Below are 24358 nucleotides of genomic sequence, written 5' to 3'. Positions count from 1 at the left end.
TTTTCCTGCCAGCCACGCCTACTTCCCACCCACCTTCGCCAACCCTTCCAGCAATGCCTTGTGGAACGCCTGCGGATCCTGCATCTGCGGTGCGTGGCCCATGTCGGGGAATTCGACCAGTGTCGTGTTCGGAATCGCCCTGGCGGTCGCTTTCGCCAGTTCGGGGTAGTGGCCGAGCTTCGCCTGCACGTCCGGCGGCGCGGCGTCCTTGGCGATGGCGGTGGTGTCCCGATCTCCGATCATCAGCAGGGTCGGGGCCTGAATCGCGCTTATTTCATAGACCACGGGTTGCGTGAAGATCATGTCGTAGAGCAGTGCCGAGTTCCACGCAACGATCTGCTTGCCCGGGCCGCGGTTCATGCCGGCCAGCATCTGCACCCAGGGCTCGTACTCGGGCTTCCACTGGTTCACGTAGTACGTCGATTTCTCGTAGTTGCGAATCCGCTCGGCCGTCACGTTGAGTTCGCGCGCGTACCACTGGTCCACCGACAGCGACGGCACGCCCTTGGCCTTCCAGTCCTCCAGGCCGATCGGGTTGACCAGCACCAGTTGCGCGGTTTCCTTCGGATACATCAATGCATAGCGCATCGCCAGCATGCCGCCCGTGGAATGGCCCATCACGGTGACGTCGTGCACGCCGATCGAGGCCAGCAGATCGTGGGTATTGCGCGCGAGTTGCTGGAACGAATACTGATAGTGCGGCGGTTTGGTCGATTTGCAGAAGCCGATCTGATCGGGGGCGATCACGCGGTAGCCGGCGGCGGTGAGCTGCTGGATGCTCTCCTGCCACGTGGCAGCGCAAAAATTCTTGCCATGCAGCAGTACCACGGCGCGGCCGTTCGGCTTCTCCGGCTTGACGTCCATGTAGGCCATCTCGAGCGGCTGCCCTTGCGAACTGAAGCGATATTGCTGAACCGGATAGGGGTAATCGAATCCCTCGAGTTGGGGACCGTAGGCCGGGCCGCTATCGGCGGTCTGGGCAGCGTGGGCAGCTTGGGCGAGTGGGACGGAGAGGGCGATGGCTGCGAGCAGCAGCGGACGGACTTTGAGCATGGTGCGCAGGGGGCGTGCGGATCGGGAGGGGAATCGTCGCACAAATGCCCATGTCGTGCTTGGGCGGCCCCTCGGCCTTCTGCCCTCGTGGGCGAGGGAGTGCGCGCCGGCGCACGCATCAAGCGCGAGTTGTGTTCTCCCTCTCTCCCATGAAATGGGAGAGAGGGAGAACCCGTGGCGCAGTCGAATCAGGCAAACGTATCGACTTCCCCACGCGCCAGCACGCGCGGTGCGCGAGGCGCTGCCACCGTTGCCTGGACCGGCGCATCCTGCGTCAGCCCGGCGGCCTGCGCGAATGCGCTGCCGCTGCCCGGTTGGCGTTGTTGCTGCTGGCCGCCGTTGCCAGCCTGGGCGAAGCCATCGCTGCCGACAGACGTTTGGCCAAGCTGGATACCGGCTTCGGCCATCGACGTGCGCAGGTGCGGCAGCGCGGCTTCCACCGCGGCGCGCACGGCCTGGTGCGGCGAGACGAACTGGGCCTGGGCCTGATCGTTGACCACATTGAGCACGACCTTGAGCGGGCCGAGGTTCGGCGGGTTCAGGTCGAGTTCGGCGGTCTGGCTGCCTTGCGTGGAGAGTCGCACCATCTGCTGGCCCAGTGCCTGAGCCCACTGGCTGTCGCCAAGATTCGGTGCGACTGCCGGGCGCGCCGCTGCTGCGGCGGCCGTGGTCTGTGCGGCGTTCGCCTGGGATTGCGCGGACAGGGCCGATGCCAGCATGGCAGCGCTGCTCGGATTCGTGGCGCCGGTGTCGGTGCCTTCACCCGTGCGTGCGCTGGCCTGCGCAATGGCATATGGCGTGGCGACGGGCGTCTGGCTGGCTTGCGTCGAGTCGGCTTGCAAGGTCGGTTGCGCGCCGTGGCCGAGGCCGGTCTGTTGCTGGCCCGCGTTTTGGCCGCGCGCGTCCTGCGCGCCCGTCTGCGCCGGGGTGTTGAGCGCGGCGGCGATCTTGTCAGCGGCGGTCGGCGTGCTGTTCTGCGCAGCCGCGCGCTGCTGGGCGATCGTGGCCAGCGTGTCCGCCGGGCTTGGCGCGGTTCCCTTGGCGGCAGTGCCGGCGGTAGTCGTGGCCGATTGCGCGTCGGCGGCCTGGGCCAACAGCGTGGCGGCATCGGTGGCCGGGTTTGCTTGCGTGGCGGTCGCGGTCGCCGCGGTCTGAGCGGCGAGCGGGAGGCCGTTGGCACCGGCTAGTCTGGCTGCATCCGCGGCTGCATTGGCCGCTGCATCGGCGGCTGCGCCACCAGTCAGTGCCGTCGTGGCGGGTGCGGCCTGCTGTGCCAGCATCGCAGCGGCCAGGGCTGCTGCTGCGGCCTGCGCGTCGCTCGAGGGCGTCGAACCGTCGTCACTGGCTTGCGTGCTGTCGTCCTTCTTGTCGGCCGTGGCGCTGGTCTTGCCGCTGTCTTTCTGCTGCGGTGTGCTGGAAGCGCCGGACGTACTGGCCTGCGTCGTCTGTTGCCGCGTGTTCTGCGATGCGTCATCCTTCGGCGCGCTGGTCTGGCTTGAATCCTTGGACTTGCTGGCGACCGGTTGCGTGCTCTGCGGGGCGCTATCGCGCGCGCGCGATAGCGCGTCCTGGAATGCCTTGGCGTCCGCGGCGGCGGTGCTGGCGGCGTTGGACTGCGTCAGGGTCTTGAGGGCGGCGTTGGCGGTGTTACCAATAAGCTGGCTGATATCGATCATGGTCTCTTCGTCGGATCAGGTTCGGCCGGCCGCCGGCTGGCGGGCAATGCGGGCCGCGTATTCGTCATTGGCGCGCTGCTCGCGCCGGGCGGAGACTTGCTGCTCGCGTGTTTCCGCTCGCGTGATCAACGTATCGAACGAGTTCTGGCGGCGCTTCTGCTGCTGCCAGTTGGCGCGTCCGGCCAGCAGGTCCGCCTCGGCCTTGGCCAGCGCATTGGTCTGCTGACGGATGGCGTGGTCAAGCGAATCGAGGAAGCGCGAGAAGTCGTGCCAGCGGCTCGACGACATGCCTTCGGCGGCGATCGCTTGCATCCGGACGCGGTACTCCTGACGGTACTGTGTCAGCGCGTTGAGTTGTTGCTCGGCCTGGGTGCGCAGCCCCTGCAGTCGACCCAGTTCGCGCGCGGCCTTGTCCGTGTCGTCCTGGGCCAGGTCGGCCAGCGTATTCAGCGGATTGTGCTTAACCATGATGCGTCCTCTCGAAGAGATCGTGCAACTGGGCGATCGAGGCGTCGTAGCCGGCGCGTTCGTGAATGTCCTGCTGCAGGAAGGCCTCCATGCGCGGATACATGCGAATCGCGAGATCGAGCTCCGGATCGCTGCCGGGCACGTAGGCCCCGACACTGATCAGGTCGCGGTTGCGCTGGTAGCGCGACATCAACTGCTTGAAACGCCGCACGGAGGCAAACTGCGGCGCGTCGATCAGCGCAGTCATGGCGCGGCTGATCGAAGCTTCCACGTCGATGGCCGGATAGTGGCCGGCCTCGGCAAGGCTGCGGGACAGCACGATGTGGCCGTCCAGAATGGCGCGGGCGGAGTCGGCGATCGGATCCTGCTGGTCGTCGCCCTCGGTCAGCACCGTATAGAACGCGGTAATCGAGCCGCCGCCTTCGGGGCCGTTGCCGGTGCGTTCCACCAGCGTCGGCAGCTTGGCGAACACCGAGGGCGGGTAGCCTTTGGTGGCGGGCGGCTCGCCGATGGCCAGCGCAATTTCGCGCTGCGCCATCGCGTAACGGGTCAGCGAGTCCATGATCAGCAGCACGTGCTGGCCCTTGTCGCGGAAATATTCGGCCAGGCGCGTCGCGTAGGCAGCGCCCTGCATGCGCAGTAGCGGCGAGGTGTCAGCCGGCGCGGCCACCACCACCGAACGCTTGCGGCCTTCCTCGCCGAGGATGTTCTCGATGAATTCCTTCACCTCGCGGCCGCGTTCGCCGATCAGGCCGACCACGATCACGTCCGCATTGGTGTAGCGCGCCATCATGCCCAGCAGCACGCTCTTGCCCACGCCGGAACCGGCGAACAGGCCCATCCGTTGGCCGCGACCGACGGTCAACATGCCATTGATCGCGCGCACGCCGGTGTCGAGCACGGTCTCGATCGGCGCGCGTGTCAGCGGGTTGATCTGCGTGCCGGCCAGCGGAACTTCGCTGGCAGCGGTAATCGGGCCGAGGCCATCGAGCGGCCGTCCGGCCGCATCGAGCACACGGCCGAGCAGGCCATCGCCAACCGGCAGCCGCTTCGATCCCTGCTCGCGCGGCGCGCCGGCGCCGACCATGCCGTTGGGCAGCGGCGACGGCTCCAGCGGATAGACGCGCGCGCCCGGTACCAGGCCGGCCACGTCCGATTGCGGCATCAGGTAGAGACGGTCCGCGCCAAAACCGACCACTTCGGCTTCTGCCGTGCGCGGGCCGCCATGCGAATGCTGTCCGGTGGGCAGTTCGATCAGGCAGTCACTCCCCACGGGCAGACGCAGCCCCACGGCTTCCAGCACGAGTCCGGCGGCACGCGTCAGGCGGCCACAGGTGCGCTTGCTGTCGATTTCGCTGACGCCGGCCGATGCGGCTGCCAGTGCGTCGCGCCAATGGCTGACATGCGGGCCGACGTGCGCGGCGGGGGCGTCGGGCGCGGTGGCCTGCGCTGGCTCGTCACGCATGGGGCGGCTCCCACGGATCGTTGCGGCCCAGCGCCTTGACCACGCGCTGCCAGCGCGTGGACAGGCTGGCGTCCATCTCGCCGCTTGCGGCACTGGCGATGCAGCCACCGCGTGCGATCGACGGGTCGGCCCGCAGCGTCCAGCCGGCGGCTTCGAGTTCGCCGCACAGGTGTGTTTCCACCAGCGCGATGTCTTCCGGGTTCAGCAGCAGGCAAGGCGCGCCGGAGAGCGGTGGCTCGGCGGTCAGCAGTTCCCGCGCAGCCGGCAGCAATGCGGCCGGATCGAGCTCGACGGTCTTGCGCACGAGCTGGCGGGCCACGTCCAGCGCCAGGCCGATCAGCGCGTTGGAGATATCGTTGTCGACGCGGCCAAGCGCGTCGTGGAAGTTGGCGGCAAGCTGCTGCAGGCGGGCCGCTTCATTGCGTGCCGCTTCAAGCCCGCGTGCGTAGCCTTCGCGGTGCCCATCGCCATAACCTTGCGTCTGGCCCTGGTTGTAGCCCTGCGCGTAGCCCTCCTTGCGGGCCCCGTCGCGCATTGCGTCCAGCGCTTCGAAATCGATTGCCGGGGGTGGTGGCGGTTCGGCGGGCAACTGGGCCGCCAGCGCCTTGCGCAGGACATCGCGCGGATCCAGCGACTCCATCTGCCAACGCTGCCAGCTTTCGCCGCGCGAGCGTGGACGGGCAGGGGGCTGGAAGCCCTGGAAGCCGTCGTCGCTCTCGTGCAGGTTGGTCAGGCCGCCGGTCGCGCCCTTGGAGGGCGCGCCGAAGAACCCTGGATCGCCGTGGCCCGGGCCACGGCCAGCGGAAAAACCGCGGTCAAACGTAGGCATCGTCGCCTCCGCCAATCTGGATTTCGCCGGCCTCGGCCAGACGTCTCACGACCTGCAGGATGGCCTTCTGCTCGGCCTCGACCTGCGACACGCGCACCGGTCCCAGCGCCTCGAGGTCCTCGCGCAGCATCTCGCCGGCACGTGTCGACATGTTGCGGATGAACTTGTCGCGCAGCTCCTGCGGCGCGCCCTTGAGCGCGACGATGAGCGATTCGGTGGCCACTTCCTTGAGCACGCGCTGGATGCCGCGGTCTTCGATCTCCAGCAGGTTCTCGAACAGGAACATCTCGTCGATGATCTTCTGCGCCAGGTCGGCGTCGTGCGTGCGTACGCCGTCGATGACCGCTTCCTCGTGGGCCGTGCTCATCAGGTTGATGATCTCGGCCGCCGTGCGGACGCCGCCCATGCGGCTGCGCTTCAGGCTCTGGCCGGCCAGCAGCTTGGTCAGCACGTCGGTCAGTTCCTGCAGCGCGCCCGGCTGCACGCCACCGAAGGTGGCGATACGCAGGATCACGTCGTTGCGCAGGCGTTCGGTGAAGAAGCCCAGCACTTCCGAAGACTTCTGGCGGTCCAGGTGGATCAGGATCGTGGCGATGATCTGCGGGTGTTCGTCCTTGATCAGTTCTGCCACCGAAGTCGAATCCATCCAGTTCAGCGAGTCGATGCCGCCGCCCGGATCGCGCGATTCGAGGATGTCCTCGATCACGGACAGCGCGCGCTCCTCGCCCAGCGCCTTGTTCAGCACGCTCTTGATGAACGTGCTCGAATCGACGTCCAGTGCCAGGTACTGTTCGGTCTCGTTGCGGAACTCGGACAGGACCTCGGACATTTCCTCGCGCGTCACCGATGACAGGTTGGCCATCGCCGAACCGAGTTGCTGCACTTCGCGCGGCGACAGGTGCTTGAAGACTTCGGCGGCTGCATCCTCGCCCACGGCCATCATCAGGATGGCGCTCTTCTGCAGGCCCTTTTCGGGCACTCCCTTGTTAGCCTTCGTCATTTGCCATCCAAGTCTTGATTACGCTGGCGACCAGGCGCGGGTCGCGTTGCGCGGCGTCGCGCACCAGGGCGAGATCGCTTTCATATTTCGCGGCCAGGCGCAGCACTTCCGGATTGGTTTCCTCTTCCGGCGGCAGCAGAACGGCTTCGGTGGCGGCTGCCGTCTCGGTAGGCGCGGGCAGCGGCGGCGCGGTGTACTTGCGCAGCACCGGACGCGCCACCTTGAACCACAGGAACACGGCCAGCAGGGCCAGCAGCAGGTAGCCGACGCCGGTCTTGGCCAGGTCGATCATCTGCGGCTGCTTCCACACCGGCACTTCCGGCTCCGTCTTGACGTCGCTCGTGAACGGGCTGTTGACCACGTTCAGCGAGTCGCCGCGGTCGGCGGAGAAGCCCATCGCTTCCTTGGTCAGGTTTTCGATCTGGGCCAGTTCCTTGGCTGACAGCGCCTCCGTCACCGGCTTGCCCTTGGCATCGACCTTGGTGCGGTAGTTCACCACCACGGCCACCGACAGACGCTTCACACCGCCTGCTGCCTGCTGGACGTGGCGCACCACGCGGTCGAGTTCGTAGTTGGTGGTGGAGTCGCGGCGGCTGTTGCTCGGGCCGGTCTTCTCGGCCGTCTGGGTCGTCTGCGCGGGCTGGTTGGCCTGTGCGGGCGGATTCGGCTGGCCGGGCTGGCGCGGCGGTTGCGGCGTGGTCACCGGGGCCACGGCGGCGGCCGGCGGCTGGTTCGACAACGCACCGGGCACGCCACCTACAGGCGTGCCACCCTGCGAGTTCGATTCGCTGGTCTGCTGGCTGCGGATCGCGGCCTTGGTCGGGTCCTGGTTCGGTTTGTAGCTCTCGTCGGTATGCTCGACCGACGAGAAATCGACATCGGCCGTGACCTGGGCGTGGATGTTGTCCTTGCCGAGGATCGGCGCGAGGATCGACTCCACGCGCTTGACGTAGCCCTGCTCGACCTGTTGGACGTACTTGAGCTGGCTGGCATCGAGCGAACGATCGTTGGTGCCGGACAGCAGGTTGCCCTGCTGGTCGACGATCGAGATCGACTTCGGCGTCAGTTCCGGCACGCTGGAAGACACCAGGTGCGTGATCGCGGCCACCTGGCCTTCATCGACGGCGCGCCCCGGGTAGAGTTGCAGCACCACGGAGGCGGTGGGCTTCTGGCGCTCACGTACGAACAGCGTGGGCTTGGGAATCGCCAGGTGCACGCGGGCCGATTGCACTGCGCCGATCGATTCGATCGAACGGGCCAGTTCGCCTTCCAGCCCGCGTTGATAGTTGACCTGTTCGGCGAACTGGCTGATGCCGAACTTCTGGTTGTCCATCAGTTCCATGCCGGTCGTGCCGCTTTTCGGCAGGCCCTGGCTGGCCAGCCGCAGGCGCGTCTCGGCTACCTTGTCAGCCGGCACCATGACCGCGCCACCACCTTCGGCGAACTTGTAGGGCACGTTCATCTGCTGGAGCGACTGGATCACGGCACCGCCGTCACGCTCCGACAGATTGGAATACAGCACCTTGTAATCCGGCGCGCGGGACCACATCACACCCACGGCGATAGCGGCGACCAGCGCGGCCCCGCCCAGCATCATGGGCAGGCGCGGATTGGCCTTGACCTTTTCGAGCAGGGCCGTGCCGTTCGGCAGGGTTGCGGTCGCGTTCATGCGCGCGTCTCCGGCTTGGCTGGGCAGAATCCGCCCTTGCCACTCTGGCCTTTGCTGCCGTTAATCTTCCCGGCACGGCTCAAATCACGCTGCAGAAAAAACACGCGCACTCCCCGCGATAGTTGATGTTCATGGCCGGGGGCGGGCTGCAATGGTCGCGGCTGTTCCGCCAGATCCGGCACGGTAGCGATGATCGGGCAGAAGGGCCAACGACAATCGGCTGAATAGGGGAGGTTTTCCTGTCGATTTCGTGCTTTGGTCGGCACGGGCGGATGGGTACAGTGCGAGGACTGAAACTGGATGGCGTGTGACTCATTAGGCGCGTCGTCCGTTCGCCTCTCTCTTCAAGTTCAAGGACCCGGACGCGTCATGACCATTTCTTCCATCGAGGGCATGCTCCAGCAAATGCGCGCCACCGCGCAGGTGGCCGGCGGCGGCGCCGCGCCCCAGGAGGCATCGGCGGCAACCGAAAGCTTCGCGGGCGAGCTGCAGCGCTCGCTGCAACGCCTGAATGCCACGCAGGACCGCGCCTACGGCAAGGCCGAGGCATTCGAAATGGGCAAGGCCGGTGTGTCGCTCAACGACGTCATGATCGACATGCAGAAGGCCAACATCTCGTTCCAGACCGCCGTGCAGGTGCGTAACCGCCTGACCGCTGCGTATCAGGAAATGATGAACATGCCTGTCTAAGAAGCCGCTTCAAAAAGATTCTGGCGTCGTTGCGGGGCCTTGCCGTACGACTTGTACTGTCTGCGGTCCCGCCCTTGCAGGGCGCGCATGTGCTCGCAGGCACATGCCGTTCCGCAGGCGGCTCGCACACGAGCCGAAATCCCTGCTTCACCCTGGCCAGAACCGCTTCGCTTCATTCTGGAACGGCTTCCAAGGGCGCAGGTCCTGAGGGCATAGGGTCAGCCTGGGGGGCAGCCGCTTAGATGTGGAAGACCTCTTCCACGTATCGATGGCTGCGCGGCTTGAAGGCGAGTTCGCCGCCCTCCGCGCCGAAGACCATGCAGTCTCCCTGCGTATCGCGGTTCACGACCTGTGTGCCGATCGAGATCGTCGATAGCCCGCCTATGCGGCTGCGGCCGATGATGGAGCTACCCGGATACATGACCACCCCTTCGCCCAGCACCGGCGCCACGTCGTGATTCCGACCGACCGTGCAGTTCTGGTGAAGGATCAGGTAATTGCCGTAGGTGGCCTTGGTCAGCACGATTCCCGTTGAATGGCCGAGGATGAAGATGTCCGGCATGGCGATCTCGTAGAACAGATCGATGCCGTTCAGCGCCTTGTTGAGCAGGAACAGTCGGGTGCAGGTATCCGTGTCGCCACCGTTGCGCCAGATGGTGTTGGACAGGTAGTACAGGAACAGGCAGTACTGCGCCGAATGCAGGTAGTTGAACCTGCCGTGTGGCCATACGCGATTGGCATTCAGGCAACGCTCCACCCGCGCCATCGCCTCGGCGAAATCTTGCGTGATCGCGCCGCGAACGTCCGCGCCATCCGGGAAGAACGTGCCAATCTGAGCGCAAACATAATCGATCAGGCTCGCGCGGGTATGGTTGATCAGCTCCACGGCGGAACGCTCCATGTGGTGACGAACAATGCGCCAGGGACTCGTGACGCCACATGATACGCATCATCGCCCGGGGCCAGAGTCGGTGATTGGTAGAAAAGCTGCCGTTTTTCGCCGAAGTTTGCCGGATGGGGATGGGCGGCGCGGCAGTAATCTGCGCAGACTCCAATCAGGAGCGCGCGCGCGAAATGTCGCGCGGCACCGGCGATCGACCCAAATCATGCACGACAGCTATCATGCCGTGAAGGCATCCAACTCCCTTGCCAAGGCGGAAGCGAGTTTCAAGGCGCACCAGTATGACGAGTGCATTCGCAATGCGGAGCGTGCCGACAAGCATGGTAGCGATTCGCCGCGGGCGTACTTCCTGCGCGCCGTAAGCTGTCTGAGACTTGGCAATCGCAATGAAGCGCTGCGGCTGAGCGAGCAGGGGCTCGCGCGGTTTCCCGAGGACATCGAACTGCGCGTGGTCATGGGCGAGACCCTCATGACGATCGGCCGCTACCCGCAAGCGCGTGCGGCACTCGAGCCGGTGATTGCCCAGAACCCGCCGATGTGGCAGGCGTGGGCCACCTGGTCAAGCGTGCTCTATGGCCTGCAAGACTATCCAGGCGCACGTGACGCCGCACTGCGCGGGCGCGCACTGGCGCCGAAGGAAGTGAGCACGCTGACCGCGTACGCCAACGCCATGAAGGAGACCGGCAAGGTTGGCGAGGCCGTTGGCGCGCTGCGCGAGGCGATTGCCATTGCACCGGATCAGCTTCTGCTGCGCTTCAACCTGCTGTTCACGATGTTGTTCGACGAGAACACCACCGGCTTGGATCTTCGACATGAAGCCGAGCGTTGCGCGCAACTGATGATGCCGGCAAAGCGCGGTGCCAGGGCACTGCATCCGTCTGCGGACAATGGCCGTATCAGGCTGGGGCTTATGTCCAACGACCTGATGAGCCACGCTTGCGCCTATTTTGTCATTCCATTCCTCGCAAACCTGGATCACACCCGTGTCGAAGTCTTTGTCTACTCGCTAAACGGGCACGCGGACAACATCACGGAGAAGGTCCGTTACTTTGCCGGACACTTTGTCGAGCTGGCCGGCAAGACCGTGAAAGAGGTTGTGGACATCGTGCGGGCTGACCAGCTCGACGTACTGTTCGACCTCGGCGGATACACGCGCAATACCCCGCTGACCTACATGGCGCATGGTCTTGCCATGAAGCAACTGACATGGATCGGATACCCCGGCACCACCGGCATGCCCGGCATGGACTACCGCCTCACCGAGGCGATGGCCGACCCCGAGGGCAATGAGGCGTTCTGTACGGAAGAACTGTTGCATGCCCCGGCGATTGCCTCGTACTTTCCGCTCGTTGCGCGTCCGCTTGATGCTTATGCGGCCGCATACCGGGTGCGGCCGACGCCCGCGCTGGAGAACGGTCACATCACGTTCGGTTGCTGCATCAACCTGGCAAAGATCAGCGCGCGCACGCTCAGGCTCTGGAGTGGCGTGCTGGCACGCTGCCCTGGCAGCCGGCTGCTGGTGGAGTGCTCGGGTCTCGACAACGACGCCGTGCGCGTACCGTTGCTCGAGCGCATGGCGGCTGCGGGGATTGCTGCGGAGCGCGTCATCTGTGTGCCGCGCGAGGGCAAGAACCAGTACGTGCTCTATCACCGTATCGACGTACTGCTCGACACCGCGCCATTGACTGCGGGCGCCAATGCATGTGATGCCCTTTGGATGGGCGTGCCCCTTGTCACGATCGCCGGCCAGGCCTTCCATGAGCGCATATCGGCGTCGTTCCTCAATACCATCGGCTTGCCCGGGCTGATCTGCACGACGGACGATCAATACATCGAGACCGCGGTGGCCCTGGCATCGGACGTCGCGCAGCTTGACGCGCTGCGCATGTCGATCCGGACGCGGTTCGAAGGCAGCGCGCTGTCCGATGCTGCCGGGCTGTGCCGCTGGCTGGAGGAAGAAATGGCCAAATGGGTGTCCGCGTATCGCACGCCCGGCCAGATTGCGCGGCCCGATGGTGAGGGCTTGTTCTTCGGCGGCCGGTGGATCTCGATGGAGGAAATCGCCACGTCGCTGGTCGGTATCATGGCTACGTACGACACGGACGCTCTGGCGAACCTGCTGGAGAACGTCTCCGCAAAGTGGAGCAAGCACTGGCTGGTGGCTTATGCATTGTCCGAGCTGCTCTATCAGCAAGGCGACAAGGCTGGCGCGCTGGACCTGCTGATCGACAGTGCCATGCTGCGCAAGTACTCGCTGCCACTCTACCGCCTGCTGCTGGCGCGCCTGGACGAACTTGGGCAGGACAAGTCGGCGCTTGCGGCTTTCCTGCAGGAATCGTTCGGCCTGGATGCGGCGGTTGTCGAGGCGATGCCGGTTCCCACGATCCACGAGATCACGGGCGTGCCCGCCCGTGCGGAGCAGGCCGACGAGGTGGCGGCATGAAGGCTGTCATCCTGGCTGGCGGCCTCGGCACGCGCATCTCCGAGGAGTCGCACCTGCGCCCAAAGCCGATGATCGAGATCGGCGGCAAGCCGATTCTCTGGCACATCATGAAGACGTACTCGCACTACGGCATCAATGACTTCGTGATCTGCCTGGGCTACAAGGGCTACATCATCAAGGAGTACTTCGCCAACTACTTCCTGCACATGTCGGACGTGAGCTTCGACATGAAGAACAACCGCATGGAAGTGCTGCAACGGCACGTGGAGCCGTGGCGCGTCACGCTGGTGGATACGGGCGAGTACACGATTACCGGCGGCCGTCTCAAGCGCGTGCGCGAGTACCTCGACAACGAGCCGTTCTGCTTTACCTATGGCGATGGGGTATCGGACGTCAACATACGCGCGTTGCTCGACTTTCACCTCAGCCACGGCAAGCCCGCCACCGTGACGGCGATCCAGCCACCGGGCCGCTATGGCGCGCTCGACATGCATGGATCGGAAGTGCGCAATTTCCAGGAGAAGCCCGCAGGCGACGGTGCCTGGATCAATGGTGGCTACTTCGTGCTGGAGCCGTCGGTGATCGACCTGATCGACGGGGACGGCACCGCGTGGGAAGCCGAGCCGATGATCCAGCTCGCGCGGCGGGGCGATCTTCAGGCGTTTTCGCATCGTGGCTTCTGGCAGGCCATGGATACGCTGCGCGACAAGAACCTGCTGGAACAGCTCTGGGCATCGGGCAATCCGCCATGGAAGGTCTGGAAGTGACGCACTTCGGTGATATCTACCGGAGACGCCGCGTGCTCGTGACCGGGCACACCGGATTCAAGGGTAGCTGGCTCGCGCAGTGGCTCCATCTGCTTGGTGCCGAGGTGACCGGTGTTGCGCTGGACCCGGCCACCACGCCGAGTCTCTGGGGCGAACTGGACCTGACCCATGCGGAGCGTTGCATAGATCTGCGTGGCGACGTACGCGAGTCGCGAACCGTCGATGCCGCGCTCACGCGCGGCAATCCAGAGATTGTGTTTCACCTGGCGGCACAGCCACTGGTGCGCCGCTCGTATCGCGATCCGCTGGAAAGCTGGTCGACCAATGTGATGGGCACCGCCAATGTGCTCGACGCCTGCCGTCGCATGCCCGGTGTGCGCGCAGTGGTCGTGGTGACCACCGACAAGGTCTACGCGAACCGCGAGTGGTCATGGGGATACCGCGAGTCCGACCGGCTTGGCGGACACGATCCTTATGCCGCGTCGAAGGCGGCATCGGAGCTGGTGGCCGCCAGCTATCGGCAGAGTTTCTTCGCGCAACCGGACGCACCATTGCTGGCCACGGCGCGTGCCGGCAACGTGATCGGCGGTGGGGACTGGTCCGAGGACCGGTTGATTCCAGATCTCGTGCGTGCGACCTCGCGTGGGGAATCGCTGGAGATCCGTTCACCGGGCGCGACACGTCCGTGGCAGCACGTGCTCGACTGCCTGTCCGGGTATCTGCTGCTAGGACAGCGGCTGTTGCAGGGCGATGCGGCGTGCGCCGATGCCTGGAACTTCGGCCCGTCCGCGCATGACAACCGGACGGTCGAGGCCGTGCTCGGCATGATGCGCTGCCACTGGCCGGCGCTCGAATGGCATGTGAGTGCCACGCCGCGCCCGCACGAGGCGAACCTGCTGTATCTCGATAGCGCGCGGGCACGCAGTGAGCTTGGCTGGCAGCCGGTGTGGCAGCTCGAGCAGGCGCTGGCGGCCACGGCGGGCTGGTACCGGACTTCGCAGGATGGCATGGCAGGCATCACGCGCCGCCAGATCGAGGACTACATGATCGCCGCCGCGGCTGCCGGCGTGTGCTGGGCAACGCCATGATCGTTACACCGCTGCCCATCGCCGGCGCGGCGATCGTAGACACCCGGCGGATCGAAGATCAGCGCGGCGCGTTCGCCCGGCTGTTCTGCGCGGACGCGCTGGCGCCCGTGCTGGGCGATCGCCGGATCGTGCAGGCCAATCATTCGCATACGCGCGAGGTCGGCGCGTTGCGCGGGCTTCATTTCCAGTTGGCGCCACATGCGGAGATGAAGCTTGTGCGCTGCCTGGCCGGCCGCGTATGGGACGTCATGGTGGACCTGCGCGCGGGATCGCCAACATTCCTGTGGTGGCATGCGGAAGAGCTAAGTGCGGAGAATGCCCGCATGATGGTGATTCCGGAGGGCTGCGCGCACGGGTTCCAGGTACTGGAACCGGACAGCGAACTGATGTACCTCCATACCGCAGCCTACGCGCCGCAGGCCGAACGTGGCCTGCGTCATGACGACCCCATGCTTGGCATCCAATGGCCGCTGCCGGTGGGGGAACTCTCCGCCCGCGATGCCTCCCACCCACTTCTCAGTGCCGGCTTTGCCGGCATCGTGCCATGAACTGCCGACACTGCAACGCCGAACTTCGGCACGTGTTTCTGGATCTCGGCTTCGCGCCGCCGTCCAATGCCTATCTGGATCACGCCGAACTGAGTGCGCCGGAAACGCATTTCCCGCTCAAGCTCTTTGTCTGCGATACCTGCTGGCTGGTCCAGACTGAAGACTACGCGCAGGCCGACGCGCTCTTCCGGCCCGACTACGCATATTTCTCGTCCACATCGCGGACGTGGCTAGAGCACGCGGCGCGCTATGCGGCCGACATCACGCGGCGGCTGTCGCTGGGACCTGACAGCCTCGTGATCGAGGTAGCCTCCAATGACGGTTACCTGCTGCGGAACTTTGTGGCTGGCGGCATTCCGTGCCTGGGCATCGAGCCGACGACGAGCACCGCAGATGCCGCCCAGGCGATCGGCGTGCCGACGCTGCGCGAGTTCTTCGGCGAAGCGCTGGCGCGACGGCTGGTCGCGCAGGGCAAGCGTGCCGACCTGATCGCGGGCAATAACGTCTATGCCCATGTGCCGGACATCAACGATTTCACGCGCGGCCTGAAGGTCGCGTTGAAGCCGGGTGGCACCATCACGCTGGAATTCCCGCATCTGATGCGGCTGATCGAGCAGACCCAGTTCGACACGGTCTATCACGAGCATTTTTCGTATCTGTCGCTGTACACGGTGTCACGCATCTTCGCGCAGGCGGGGCTGCGCGTGTTCGACGTGGAGCGGCTGAGCACGCACGGCGGCAGTCTGCGTGTCTATGGCTGCCATGACGATGACGCTCGCGTAATGTTGCCCTCGGTGGCCGGGTTGATCGAGGAAGAGGAGACATTCGGCTTGCGCAGCCTGGACATCTATCTCGCGTTCCAGGCCCGTGCCGATGCTGTCAAGGATGGCCTGCTGGCGTTCCTGCTCGAAGAGAAGCGGGCCGGCCGTCGGGTGGCCGCGTACGGCGCTGCCGCCAAGGGCAATACATTGCTCAACTACGCGGGCGTGCGGCCCGACCTGCTGCCGTTTGTCTGCGACGCAGCCGCCTCCAAGCAGGGAAAATTCCTGCCCGGCAGCCATATTCCCATCTGCGCGCCGTCAGAACTCGATGCCCGCAGGCCCGATACCGTGCTGATCCTGCCATGGAACATTGCCGATGAAGTGGTGGCGCAGAACCACCGCGTTGCGGAGTGGGGAGGGACCTTTGCTGTGGCGGTGCCGGAGATCCGGAGACTGCCATCATGAGTACGGCGCCGCATACAGGCTCCATGGACACCACGGGCACGCTCGTGGTGTCCCAGCCGATGTACTTCCCCTGGGTCGGCATGCTCGAGCAGATTCGCCTGTGCGACACCTACGTCTTCTATGACGACGTGCAGTTCGCGCGCGGCTTCATCAACCGCGTTCAGGTCAAGACCCGCGATGGCGTGCGCTGGTTGACCGTGCCGCTACGCGACCGCCATCGCCACAGCCTGATCTCTGACCTCGAGATCGACGACAACACCGACTGGCGCAGCCGGCATCGCGATGTGCTGCGCCAGGCGTACCTGGGCACGCCGCATCTGGATGACATGCTGGCGCTGGTCGATGCGGTCTTCTCGCAGAACGCGACGACGCTGGCGGCGCTGTCGCGCGCGTCTGTCATGGCGCTGGCGCATTACTTCGGGCTCGATGCCGGACGGCAATTCCTGGACGCGTCGGCGCTCGGCGTTGGCGGGGAGAGCAGCGGCAGGTTGCTGGCGCTGTGCGGGCATTTTGGTGCCAGCCGTTATGTCACCGGACACGGGGCGAGGCACTACCTGGACCACGAGCGCTTCGAGCGCGCCGGCGTGGTGGTCGAGTATATGGACTATCAACTGCGTGCCTATCCGCAGCGCCACGGCGCGTTCACGCCCTACGTCAGCGCGCTCGATCTCGTCGCCAACTGTGGTCGCGAGGGTGCGCAGTACATTTGCTCCCGCACGGTGTCCTGGCAAGCCGCAAGCGCAGAGGCTGTATCAGCCGATGCCATCCTAACGCCCGCACTGGAGGTCACACTGCCATGAAACGTATCCCTGTCTCGGGGCCCTCCATCAGCGAGAAGGAAATCGCATACGTCACCGACGCTGTGACCAATGCCTGGTACGCCAACGCCAACGTGTACCACGAGCGCTTCGAGCGCGCCTTCGCCGAATATCACGGCGTCAGGCATGCCGTGGCCTTGCCATCCTGCACCTCGGCGCTGCATCTTTCCTTGCTCGCGCTCGGCATCGGACCCGGCGACGAAGTCATCGTCCCGGATTCCACGTGGATCGCCAGCGCGGCACCGATCCAGTATGTGGGGGCGACGGCGGTGTTTGCGGATATCGACCCGCAGAGCTGGTGTCTGTCGGCGGAATCGGTAGAGGCATATGTAACGCCGCGTACCCGCGCCATGATCCCGGTGGACCTGTACGGCAACGTGCCCGACTACGCTGCATTGCAGGCCATCGCACGCCGGCATGATCTGGCAGTGATCGAGGATGCGGCCGAGGCGGCCGGAACCTGGTCCCACGGTCGACCAGCCGGAACCTTCGGCGCAACCGGGACGTTCAGCTTCCATGGTTCGAAAACCCTGACCACCGGGGAAGGCGGGATGCTGATCACCGATGACGATGCCATCCACCAGCGGGTGCTCGTGCTGCGCGATCACGGACGTGCGCCTGGTGACACCATGTTCATGAATCGCGAGGTGGGCTACAAGTACAAGATGAGCAGCATGCAGGCCGCGCTTGGCCTGGCTCAAACGGAGCGCATCGAGGAGCTCGTGGCGCGCAAACGGGTGATTTTCGGCTGGTATCGCGAGGAGCTGGGCGATTGCGAAGAGGTCATGCTGAACCACGAAGCCGAAGGCGTACGTAGCAGCTACTGGATGACGACGGCAATTCTGCCGGATCGACTGGGCGGAAAAGCCGAAGTCATCCGTCGTCTCGCCGGCGAGGGGATTGATTGCCGACCTTTCTTCAGTCCGTTAAGCAGTCTGGAAGCGTATGCGCAAACGCAGCCAGCTTCGATGGCACGCGAATGCAATATGGTGGCTTACCGGCTGGGCGCGCATGGCGTGAACCTGCCATCGGGTCTCAATCTCGAGCGGAACGACGTGGCGCGCGTTGGTGCCGCCGTGCGCGAGCTACTTTCCCAACGCTGATGGGGTCCCTGACCGTCTGCTACGGCAGGCGGTACAGCGAAATCTTCCGTTCCTGATTCCGGTAGATGGTTTCGAACCCGAAACGTACCAGTGTCATGCGCTGCACGTCGTTGGCATAGGCAATGACGGAGCGATGCTGGCGGAAGTGATCGAGGTTATGCCTGACGAAGCGTTCGAGGATCACGTCGTCGAACGGATTGAACATGAACACGATGTTGTTGCCAGATGGGAGACTGAATCCTGTGGCATCGGCATTGACGAACGAGATGTTGTCGGCACCGAACCGGCGTTGGTTGCGGCTGGAGACGTCGATCAGGGTGCTGGAAAACTCCACGCCCACGATATTTCGGAACGGCTGCCGCGTGTGCGCGTAGAAGCAGGCTTTGCCCTTCCCCGAACCGATGTCCACGAAATTGTCGAAACGATGCCCAGTGCGCCGCGCCTCCCGGAACAACTCGCGGAGGTTGCGACACCACACGGCATGGTAGGTGGACGCATGTGCGATCGGGAGGCTGGTGTCGTCCATCAGGTCCTTGACCGGGACTACCCCGCCCAGATCGAGTCCATACCGCTTCTCGAACAGATAGTCCTCGAAGTCGAACCAGCCCCATTTGAGGGATTCCAGCAATGGCTTGGTGCGAATGGTTGACTGTGTCATGCGGTGATGTCGGTTGGTCTGCTATGCGCTTTGCATCATACGAAATGGAAAGGCACTGCAAGACGCCGAAGAAAGGCCTGTTTTCCGGGCTATTGCGGCAATGGCGCTTATTACTTGGCCGAGGATTGCCCCGTCTCGTGCTCGATCTGATGCAGCCACGCCAGCAATTGGGCCACCGCCAGATAGAGCTGGGGGGGAATCTGGGAGTCCATGTCCACCTGCATCAGCAGGTTGACCAGCGCCGGAGAATTGTGGACATAGACCCCGGCTTCCTGGGCGCGCGCGATGATCGATTCGGCCGTGACGCCGTAGCCCTTGGCCACCACGCGTGGGGCCTTCTCGCCTTCTTCATATGACAGCGCCACCGCGGCGCCGCGCGACGTGTCGCTCATGACGGGACTCCCGCTGCCGTTGGCGCCGTATCGGTGCGTGCCGTAATCTGGCCCACCACGAAGCCGCTGGCCGCCAGACGCCCGTGCAGATCGGGAATGGCCGCATGAAGCCTTGCGGCAGTGTCATCCAGCGGTGCATTGACTCGCACGTCCAGCATCGACGGCGATAGCGTCAGGCTGGCTTCGACCGTGCCCATGCCAGGCATCTGCACGACCAGCCGTGTGGTCCAGCTCCGCGCCTGGTGCTGCGTGCCGGATCCATCCTCGTCAACGGGAGTCGGCGACACTTCCCACGACATCTGTGTGCCGGACCAGGCTTCGCCCTGCCAGCGGAACTGCTGGGCGGCCAGCAGTTCGAGTTGCTGGCGCATCAGGCCCTCCGTCGCCGGGTGCACGATCTGGCCTTGCGCTGGGGGCGGTGCGGCGGGCGGTTCGGATGTCGACGCGTGCGTGGCCAGCAGAGACGCGCGTGGCGCATTGCCCGCGTCGGCAACGCTGGCATATGACTGGGCGGCCTGCAGTGATTGCGTGCGCGAGCCGTCGGGCGCGGGAATCGGATCGCCGACGGTGATGGTGCGGGTGACAGGCGGGTGGCGGCCGAATGATGAAACATCGGCGGCCCGATTCGCGGCCATGCCGCCTGCGCTGCCCGTTCCGTTGGCAGTGCCTGCGCCGTGTGCGGCGTTTCCTGCCCGGCCGGTGGCGTCGCCATCAGGGGCATCGGGAAGCCCCACGGCTGCAAGCATCGTCGCACGCGCCGCATCGGCGGCCCGAGGGGAGTAGGGCAGCGCCAGCAACTGGCGCAGCGGCTCATCGGGAGGGGGCGGGTTGGCGCTGTTGGCGGTGGCTCGTGCCAGCACGGCCTGGGGCTCGCGCGCGATGTCCTTGAGCGTACGCGCACCGCTCACCCATTCGGCGAGATGCGCTTCATAGAACATGCCACTCTGGTCGAGCAGGCTGGCAAGCTTGGTGGCCAGCAGTGGCGCGGATTGCATTTCCGTGCGCGTGGCGAGCGGTGAGGCCGACTTCAGCGCGGCGGCGGCCTCGTCGGCATTCGCGAACAGGTCGAGGATCGTGCGCGCTGCGAAGCTCAGCGTTTCGCGCGTCGAAGTGACGACGGCGCCGGCGGTATTGCCGGCCGATGCTTCGCCGGGCCGCGCACCGGGCACGCGGCCAGCGGTGCCGAGATCGGTGCTGGTGTCACGCGAACTGGTCTCGTTCGTGTCCTGGACCGGCATCAGCGCGGCCAGCTTGTCGACCGCCAGCGCCGTGCGCTGTGTCAGCAGGTCGTTACGTGCGAGCTGGCCAGCGTCAGGCTGGGAATGAATCGGAATCGACATGGAACGGGCCGTGACATGGGGCGTTACGGATGCGTGAGCTCAAGGCCCGCATTGGCGCCACGCCGGGCGCCCTGTGAACGTATCTCTCAGGCGGAAACGCCGTAGGCCTCGTTGACGTCGCGGCGGCGGCGGGCGTTGCCGAGCAGTTCCCCGAGGCGTTGCAATTGCGGCATCACCAGATCGCGGATCGCGGCGTCGTGAGCCAGCAGCTTGGCCAGCAGGGCCTGGCGCTGCATACGTTCCTGAAGCGTCGCGGGCGGGTGCGTGTCCTTGCCGCGGAGTGCTTCCACCTGAGCCACGTAAACACGCTGGACTTCGGTCATTGCGTCCCAATTGCCATGGCGGGCGGCTTCGAGCATCTGCTCCGAGAGCAGGACGAGTTCCTCGTAGATCTGGATGACCGACGGGTTGGCAGGCATGTTGGAGTACATCGTCTCAGTTCCGGAAGAAAGTCACGAGTTGGCAGCGATCGGCTGTGCGGCCAGCGTGCCGTTGGCGGCTGGATTGCCGATCTGCGCCCAGGCGCTGGAGAGGTCCTGCAGCAGGCTGTCGACCTGGTCGAGCAGCGCTTCGTCATTGCGCAGGTTGGCCAGCATGAGCTGGCGCGACATGTAGTCGTACAGCCGTTCCAGGTCCGCGGCAACGTCGCCGCCGGCATTGTGGTCGAGCACGGCGCGCAGGCCATTGTCGATGATGTCGATCGACTTCGAGATGGCGTTGCCCTTGGCTGCGACGTCGCCGGCCGCCAGGTGGAACTTGGCACGTGCGATGGCCGCGCGTGCGCCGTCGTAGAGCATGACGATCAGCTGGTGCGGACTGGCACTCATGGCTCCGGTTTCGACACCCACCTGGGCGTAGGCATTGACGGCATTGCGGCGCGCGAACATGTGGACTCCTGCTGTTGGCTGACGTTACTTCTTGCTACTGCTTGTGCCGTTCATGGCGCTGAACTGCTGCGTCAGGTACGAACTGGTGTTCTGCATCTGCGACATGATTACGTCGAGCTGCGTGAACTGCGTCTTGTAATTGGCGATGACCGCATCGATGCGGGTCTGCGTTTCATCGTACTGATTGCTCAGATCCTTGAGCGTGTTGTTGATGCCGGCCGTGGCCGTCGTCAGCGCGCCGTTGCTGCTGGTCAGGTTCTTGACCAGTGTGCTGATCTGGTTGCCGTAGCCGCTCACGCCGTTGGCGTTGCCAAACAGCCCCGCAACTGCGCCTGGGTTGTTGTTCAGCGCCGAGGTCAACTTGGTGGTGTCGAGAGCAAGCGTGCCGTCATTCTGGAACGAGATGCCGATCTGCGACAGCGTGGTGAGCGCGTTGCCTGTCTGCGGCGTGTTCATCACGCTGCGCATCTGGGACTGGATGATGCTCAACGTGGAATCGCCCGTCAGCGGAGAACCGGTCTTGGTGCTCGGGTCGTAGGCTGACAGCGAGGCGGCGGTGTTCTGGAGATTGTTGTAAGCCGCGACGAAGGCTTGCAGACCGGTGACGATGGAACTGTTGTCGCGCTGCACCGCCACGTTGCTCGTGCCGGTCTGGTTCAGATTGAGCGTGACGCCCGGCACCGCGTCGGTGACGGCGTTGCTCTTGCTCTGGATGGCGATATTGTTGACCGTCAGTTTGGCATCCTGCGCGGCCACGGTCTGGGTCATGTTCTGCGTGCCGGCTGGATCGTAGGCTACGAGATCCGAAAGCGCCGTGCCGCCATCGTTCTCGTTCACGGACAGGCGTACGCTGTTCGTGGCGCCCGTTGCGTTCGAGTTGATGACCAGCCGGTACGGCGTGCCCGATCCATCATTGATGATACTGGCGGTCACCCCGGCATTGGACTTGTTGATGGCGTCACGAACGCCCTGCAGCGTGTTGTTGCTGCTGTCGATCGTGATGTCGACGCCGGTGGAGCCGTTGTTGGCCGTGAAGGTGGCGCCGGTGTACTTGCCGTAGGTCGGGCTGGCCGGGTTGTTGTCCAGCGTGCCACCCGTGATCGCACCGAAATCAATATGGATCGTGCCGGTGCCGACGGCGGCGGTCTGCGATGCCTGCCCGGTGGAAACCACCGACTGCGACTGCGCCAGTTGCGTGACGTTGACCGAGTAGGTGCCTGGCGCCGCAGTGGCACTACCGGTAGCGCTCAGTACCGAGGTGTTGCTTGCGCTTGCCGTGGTGGCCTGGAAGAACGTGGGGTTCGACAACTGGTTGGCCGATGCCTGGAACGCCGCGAGCATGCTCTGCAACTGCCCGTACGCGGACAGTTTGGTCTGGTAGCTGCTCTGCTGGGTCTTGATCGCGGTGAGCGGTGCCTGTTCAGCCGTGGTGAGCTGATCGAGCAGGCTGCTCAGGTCGAGACCGGAGCCGACGCCGAGGTTGGAGATCGTAGTCATTTCTTGTTTTCCAGGGGGCTTCTGGTTGGAGCTGCGCCGATGTCAGGCGGTCTGGTTGACGAACAGCCCTTGCAACTGGGCCAGCGCGTCGGCGATACGCACGACTTCCTCTGTGGGAATCTGTCGGATGATTTCGCCGTTGGCCTTGTCGACGATCTTGGTCACGACGCGGTTGGTCTCGCGGTCGATTTCAAACTGGACGCTGACCGATGCAGCGCGCAGGGCCTCGGTCAGTTTCCTGACTGCCGCATCCGTGCTGGGGCGCGCCGCCGGATGGTCAGGCGCCGGTGCGGCCGGCGTGGCGGCTGCCGGTGCTTGTGATGCATCCGCAGGCGTGGCGGACGTACGCAGGCCGGGCTGCGGCAGGGACACGCCGACTGCCGCTTGCACTACGCCCGACGATGGAGCAGCTTGGGTTGCCATGATTGTCCTGACTCGGTCATCTCGAAATGTTTTCCCAGAGCCGAAGCCCTGGGAAAATACTCCGGGCGCAAGAAAGCCGGACACGAGGTCCGGCCTTCCTGCTTACGCGTTGCGATTAACGCAGCAGCGACAGCACGCCTTGCGTGGTCTGGTTCGCTTGAGCCAGCACCGAGGTACCAGCTTGTTGCAGGATGTTCGCGCGGGTCATGTTCGACACTTCCGTTGCGTAGTCAGCATCCTGAATGCGCGAGCGCGACGACGACAGGTTGGTGATGGTCGTGCCCAGGTTCGAGATCGTCGAATCCAGACGGTTCTGGATAGCACCCAGCGAGCTGCGCAGGCTGTTCACCGTTTGCAGGGCGGAGTCGACCGTCGCCAGCGGGCTGGACGAGGCGCCAGCCGTCAGGTTGGCGGCCGTGACCTTGCTCGTGTCGAACGAGAAGGCAGCGGTGCCAGCGGTCGTCGTCGTGTCGGCCGTAGCCGGGTCCAGCGCAACGTACGTGTACATCGTCGTGCCGCTGACTGCGCCGTTCATGCCTTGGTTCTTCAGGGCCTGGGCTTCGGTCTGGCTGGCCGGGGTGATCGCGACCTGAGCGAACCAGTTGCCGTTCTTGTCGACCACGGCGTTGGCGCCAACCGCCACGCTACCGGCAGCAATGCCCAGCGTGGTGGCCAGCGTACCGGCGGCCTTTTCCGACACGGTCGAGGTCGTCACGTTGGTCGTGGAGCCGAAGGCCTTCTGGAAGTCGGCGGTGCTGGCGTCAGCCACACCAACCATGTTGGTCGCGCCATCAAACGTGGCGGCGCCGTTGGCGACCGGGCCGTTCACGTTGAAGCTGGTCAGACCCAGGGTCTTCGTGCTGATTTCTTGCAGGTTCACGGCGATGGTCTGGCCGTCTTGCGCGCCAACCTGGATGTTCACGCTCTTGGCGCTCGACGACAGCACCTTCACGCCGTTGAAGTCGGTCTGGGCCGACAGGCGGTCGATTTCCGACATACGCTGCGTGATTTCGTCCTGGATCGACTTCAGGTCGGACGACGAGTTCGTGCCGCTGGCGGCTTGCACCGACAGGTCACGGATACGTTGCAGGTTGTTCGTGACTTCGGTCAGCGCACCTTCCGTCGTTTGCGCCAGCGAGATGCCGTCGTTGGCGTTACGCTGGGCAACGGTCAGGCCGTTGATGTTCGACGTGAAGCGGCTCGCAATTGCCAGGCCGGCAGCGTCGTCCTTTGCGCTGTTGATGCGCAGGCCCGACGACAGGCGCTGAATAGCGGTATTCAGTGCCGATTGCGAGGTGTTCATGTTGTTCTGAGTCATCAGAGACAACGAGTTGGTATTAATGACTTGCGCCATGGTACGACTCCTATTTGCAATGTTTTAGGCATTCCGGCGGGTGCCGTAACGTTGGCTGCCTGC

At 64.8% G+C, this 24358-nt stretch carries 24 protein-coding genes; 8 read left to right on the top strand and 16 right to left on the bottom strand.

Annotated features, from left to right (window positions below; genetic code table 11):
- Window positions 1–18: 18 nt before the first annotated feature.
- From K6G35_RS16800 to fliF, 7 genes are all read right to left on the bottom strand, one after another.
- Window positions 19–1053: an alpha/beta fold hydrolase gene (locus K6G35_RS16800; RefSeq protein ID WP_008647191.1), complete on the bottom strand. Its 1035-nt coding sequence runs from the start codon at window positions 1051–1053 to the stop codon at window positions 19–21.
- A gap of 188 nt (window positions 1054–1241) precedes the next feature.
- Window positions 1242–2729 carry a flagellar hook-length control protein FliK gene (locus K6G35_RS16795; RefSeq protein ID WP_495676767.1) on the bottom strand — a complete coding sequence of 496 codons (1488 nt, stop codon included), beginning with the start codon at window positions 2727–2729 and terminating at the stop codon, window positions 1242–1244.
- Between the two features lie 15 nt (window positions 2730–2744).
- A complete protein-coding gene (gene fliJ, locus K6G35_RS16790; RefSeq protein WP_008649006.1) occupies window positions 2745–3197 on the bottom strand; it encodes a flagellar export protein FliJ in 453 nt (150 codons plus the stop codon).
- The gene (gene fliI, locus K6G35_RS16785; protein ID WP_286882337.1) at window positions 3190–4662 is read right to left on the bottom strand and encodes a flagellar protein export ATPase FliI; all 1473 of its coding nucleotides are present in this window, start codon (window positions 4660–4662) and stop codon (window positions 3190–3192) included. Before fliI ends, fliJ begins: the two co-directional genes overlap by 8 nt.
- Window positions 4655–5491: a flagellar assembly protein FliH gene (gene fliH, locus K6G35_RS16780; protein WP_286882336.1), complete on the bottom strand. Its 837-nt coding sequence runs from the start codon at window positions 5489–5491 to the stop codon at window positions 4655–4657. Before fliH ends, fliI begins: the two co-directional genes overlap by 8 nt.
- Window positions 5478–6491 carry a flagellar motor switch protein FliG gene (fliG, locus tag K6G35_RS16775; protein ID WP_011519667.1) on the bottom strand — a complete coding sequence of 338 codons (1014 nt, stop codon included), beginning with the start codon at window positions 6489–6491 and terminating at the stop codon, window positions 5478–5480. The genes fliH and fliG overlap by 14 nt, the downstream gene beginning before the upstream one ends.
- The gene (fliF, locus tag K6G35_RS16770; RefSeq protein WP_017511937.1) at window positions 6478–8160 is read right to left on the bottom strand and encodes a flagellar basal-body MS-ring/collar protein FliF; all 1683 of its coding nucleotides are present in this window, start codon (window positions 8158–8160) and stop codon (window positions 6478–6480) included. Before fliF ends, fliG begins: the two co-directional genes overlap by 14 nt.
- A 369-nt stretch (window positions 8161–8529) precedes the next feature.
- On the opposite strand from fliF, the gene fliE reads away from it, so the two are divergent.
- Window positions 8530–8850 (top strand): flagellar hook-basal body complex protein FliE, encoded by a 321-nt coding sequence (gene fliE, locus K6G35_RS16765; protein ID WP_011519664.1) that lies wholly within the window; start codon window positions 8530–8532, stop codon window positions 8848–8850.
- A gap of 238 nt (window positions 8851–9088) precedes the next feature.
- On the opposite strand, the gene K6G35_RS16760 is transcribed toward fliE, so the two are convergent.
- The gene (locus tag K6G35_RS16760; RefSeq protein WP_035884086.1) at window positions 9089–9751 is read right to left on the bottom strand and encodes an LbetaH domain-containing protein; all 663 of its coding nucleotides are present in this window, start codon (window positions 9749–9751) and stop codon (window positions 9089–9091) included.
- Between the two features lie 13 nt (window positions 9752–9764).
- Between K6G35_RS16760 and K6G35_RS16755 the strand changes: the two genes are divergently transcribed.
- Genes K6G35_RS16755 through K6G35_RS16725 form a run of 7 tightly spaced genes read left to right on the top strand, consistent with a single transcriptional unit; the run spans window position 9765 to window position 17744 of the window.
- Window positions 9765–12194, top strand: coding sequence for an O-linked N-acetylglucosamine transferase, SPINDLY family protein (locus K6G35_RS16755; protein WP_489696394.1), 2430 nt, complete (start codon window positions 9765–9767; stop codon window positions 12192–12194).
- Complete coding sequence (gene rfbF, locus K6G35_RS16750) at window positions 12191–12961, top strand: glucose-1-phosphate cytidylyltransferase (RefSeq protein ID WP_008646656.1); 771 nt, start codon at window positions 12191–12193, stop codon at window positions 12959–12961. Before K6G35_RS16755 ends, rfbF begins: the two co-directional genes overlap by 4 nt.
- Window positions 12943–14049, top strand: a complete 1107-nt coding sequence (gene rfbG / locus K6G35_RS16745; RefSeq protein ID WP_035884084.1) for a CDP-glucose 4,6-dehydratase — start codon at window positions 12943–12945, stop codon at window positions 14047–14049. The genes rfbF and rfbG overlap by 19 nt, the downstream gene beginning before the upstream one ends.
- Window positions 14046–14597 (top strand): dTDP-4-dehydrorhamnose 3,5-epimerase family protein, encoded by a 552-nt coding sequence (locus K6G35_RS16740; RefSeq protein WP_035884166.1) that lies wholly within the window; start codon window positions 14046–14048, stop codon window positions 14595–14597. Before rfbG ends, K6G35_RS16740 begins: the two co-directional genes overlap by 4 nt.
- Window positions 14594–15823: a class I SAM-dependent methyltransferase gene (locus K6G35_RS16735; protein ID WP_035884083.1), complete on the top strand. Its 1230-nt coding sequence runs from the start codon at window positions 14594–14596 to the stop codon at window positions 15821–15823. The genes K6G35_RS16740 and K6G35_RS16735 overlap by 4 nt, the downstream gene beginning before the upstream one ends.
- Window positions 15820–16623 (top strand): WbqC family protein, encoded by an 804-nt coding sequence (locus K6G35_RS16730; RefSeq protein ID WP_051705492.1) that lies wholly within the window; start codon window positions 15820–15822, stop codon window positions 16621–16623. Before K6G35_RS16735 ends, K6G35_RS16730 begins: the two co-directional genes overlap by 4 nt.
- Window positions 16620–17744 (top strand): DegT/DnrJ/EryC1/StrS family aminotransferase, encoded by a 1125-nt coding sequence (locus K6G35_RS16725; protein WP_186426848.1) that lies wholly within the window; start codon window positions 16620–16622, stop codon window positions 17742–17744. Before K6G35_RS16730 ends, K6G35_RS16725 begins: the two co-directional genes overlap by 4 nt.
- A gap of 19 nt (window positions 17745–17763) precedes the next feature.
- Here K6G35_RS16725 and K6G35_RS16720 read toward each other — a convergent pair whose 3' ends face one another.
- The 8 genes from K6G35_RS16720 to K6G35_RS16685 all read right to left on the bottom strand — a co-directional run bounded on the left by K6G35_RS16720 (window position 17764) and on the right by K6G35_RS16685 (window position 24295).
- On the bottom strand, window positions 17764–18402 hold the full coding sequence (locus tag K6G35_RS16720; RefSeq protein ID WP_008646666.1) for a methyltransferase domain-containing protein: 639 nt from the start codon (window positions 18400–18402) through the stop codon (window positions 17764–17766).
- A gap of 110 nt (window positions 18403–18512) precedes the next feature.
- Window positions 18513–18794: an EscU/YscU/HrcU family type III secretion system export apparatus switch protein gene (locus tag K6G35_RS16715; protein ID WP_008646668.1), complete on the bottom strand. Its 282-nt coding sequence runs from the start codon at window positions 18792–18794 to the stop codon at window positions 18513–18515.
- Window positions 18791–20134: a flagellar hook-length control protein FliK gene (gene fliK / locus K6G35_RS16710; RefSeq protein WP_495676766.1), complete on the bottom strand. Its 1344-nt coding sequence runs from the start codon at window positions 20132–20134 to the stop codon at window positions 18791–18793. Before fliK ends, K6G35_RS16715 begins: the two co-directional genes overlap by 4 nt.
- Before the next feature lie 86 nt (window positions 20135–20220).
- Entirely contained in the window at window positions 20221–20565 is a 345-nt protein-coding gene (locus K6G35_RS16705; protein ID WP_495676765.1) for a flagellar protein FliT, read from the bottom strand.
- Between the two features lie 21 nt (window positions 20566–20586).
- Window positions 20587–21021 carry a flagellar export chaperone FliS gene (gene fliS / locus K6G35_RS16700; RefSeq protein ID WP_008646675.1) on the bottom strand — a complete coding sequence of 145 codons (435 nt, stop codon included), beginning with the start codon at window positions 21019–21021 and terminating at the stop codon, window positions 20587–20589.
- Between the two features lie 24 nt (window positions 21022–21045).
- Window positions 21046–22518: a flagellar filament capping protein FliD gene (gene fliD / locus K6G35_RS16695; RefSeq protein ID WP_495676764.1), complete on the bottom strand. Its 1473-nt coding sequence runs from the start codon at window positions 22516–22518 to the stop codon at window positions 21046–21048.
- 42 nt (window positions 22519–22560) lie between these two features.
- On the bottom strand, window positions 22561–22941 hold the full coding sequence (locus tag K6G35_RS16690) for a flagellar protein FlaG (protein ID WP_286882328.1): 381 nt from the start codon (window positions 22939–22941) through the stop codon (window positions 22561–22563).
- A 115-nt stretch (window positions 22942–23056) separates the two neighbouring features.
- The gene (locus K6G35_RS16685) at window positions 23057–24295 is read right to left on the bottom strand and encodes a flagellin FliC (RefSeq protein WP_008646678.1); all 1239 of its coding nucleotides are present in this window, start codon (window positions 24293–24295) and stop codon (window positions 23057–23059) included.
- Window positions 24296–24358: the final 63 nt, after the last annotated feature.

The organism is Cupriavidus sp. HY129, assembly GCF_059492215.1.
The sequence above is the reverse complement of the archived record's forward strand: the minus strand, read 5'-3'. Positions and strand labels throughout refer to the sequence as shown.

Excerpts from the sequence above, each read along its gene's own strand:
- rfbG (WP_035884084.1), top strand. The coding sequence starts at position 12,943 with ATGGAAGGTCTGGAAGTGACGCACTTCGGTGATATCTACCGGAGACGC.
- K6G35_RS16690 (WP_286882328.1), bottom strand. The coding sequence starts at position 22,941 with ATGGCAACCCAAGCTGCTCCATCGTCGGGCGTAGTGCAAGCGGCAGTC.
- K6G35_RS16795 (WP_495676767.1), bottom strand. The coding sequence starts at position 2,729 with ATGATCGATATCAGCCAGCTTATTGGTAACACCGCCAACGCCGCCCTC.
- K6G35_RS16735 (WP_035884083.1), top strand. The coding sequence starts at position 14,594 with ATGAACTGCCGACACTGCAACGCCGAACTTCGGCACGTGTTTCTGGAT.
- K6G35_RS16740 (WP_035884166.1), top strand. The coding sequence starts at position 14,046 with ATGATCGTTACACCGCTGCCCATCGCCGGCGCGGCGATCGTAGACACC.
- K6G35_RS16720 (WP_008646666.1), bottom strand. The coding sequence starts at position 18,402 with ATGACACAGTCAACCATTCGCACCAAGCCATTGCTGGAATCCCTCAAA.
- K6G35_RS16725 (WP_186426848.1), top strand. The coding sequence starts at position 16,620 with ATGAAACGTATCCCTGTCTCGGGGCCCTCCATCAGCGAGAAGGAAATC.
- fliK (WP_495676766.1), bottom strand. The coding sequence starts at position 20,134 with ATGTCGATTCCGATTCATTCCCAGCCTGACGCTGGCCAGCTCGCACGT.
- fliI (WP_286882337.1), bottom strand. The coding sequence starts at position 4,662 with ATGCGTGACGAGCCAGCGCAGGCCACCGCGCCCGACGCCCCCGCCGCG.
- K6G35_RS16685 (WP_008646678.1), bottom strand. The coding sequence starts at position 24,295 with ATGGCGCAAGTCATTAATACCAACTCGTTGTCTCTGATGACTCAGAAC.
- rfbF (WP_008646656.1), top strand. The coding sequence starts at position 12,191 with ATGAAGGCTGTCATCCTGGCTGGCGGCCTCGGCACGCGCATCTCCGAG.
- fliE (WP_011519664.1), top strand. The coding sequence starts at position 8,530 with ATGACCATTTCTTCCATCGAGGGCATGCTCCAGCAAATGCGCGCCACC.
- K6G35_RS16760 (WP_035884086.1), bottom strand. The coding sequence starts at position 9,751 with ATGGAGCGTTCCGCCGTGGAGCTGATCAACCATACCCGCGCGAGCCTG.
- fliF (WP_017511937.1), bottom strand. The coding sequence starts at position 8,160 with ATGAACGCGACCGCAACCCTGCCGAACGGCACGGCCCTGCTCGAAAAG.
- fliD (WP_495676764.1), bottom strand. The coding sequence starts at position 22,518 with ATGACTACGATCTCCAACCTCGGCGTCGGCTCCGGTCTCGACCTGAGC.
- K6G35_RS16730 (WP_051705492.1), top strand. The coding sequence starts at position 15,820 with ATGAGTACGGCGCCGCATACAGGCTCCATGGACACCACGGGCACGCTC.
- K6G35_RS16715 (WP_008646668.1), bottom strand. The coding sequence starts at position 18,794 with ATGAGCGACACGTCGCGCGGCGCCGCGGTGGCGCTGTCATATGAAGAA.
- fliG (WP_011519667.1), bottom strand. The coding sequence starts at position 6,491 with ATGACGAAGGCTAACAAGGGAGTGCCCGAAAAGGGCCTGCAGAAGAGC.
- K6G35_RS16755 (WP_489696394.1), top strand. The coding sequence starts at position 9,765 with ATGCGCCAGGGACTCGTGACGCCACATGATACGCATCATCGCCCGGGG.
- K6G35_RS16705 (WP_495676765.1), bottom strand. The coding sequence starts at position 20,565 with ATGTACTCCAACATGCCTGCCAACCCGTCGGTCATCCAGATCTACGAG.
- fliJ (WP_008649006.1), bottom strand. The coding sequence starts at position 3,197 with ATGGTTAAGCACAATCCGCTGAATACGCTGGCCGACCTGGCCCAGGAC.
- K6G35_RS16800 (WP_008647191.1), bottom strand. The coding sequence starts at position 1,053 with ATGCTCAAAGTCCGTCCGCTGCTGCTCGCAGCCATCGCCCTCTCCGTC.
- fliS (WP_008646675.1), bottom strand. The coding sequence starts at position 21,021 with ATGTTCGCGCGCCGCAATGCCGTCAATGCCTACGCCCAGGTGGGTGTC.
- fliH (WP_286882336.1), bottom strand. The coding sequence starts at position 5,491 with ATGCCTACGTTTGACCGCGGTTTTTCCGCTGGCCGTGGCCCGGGCCAC.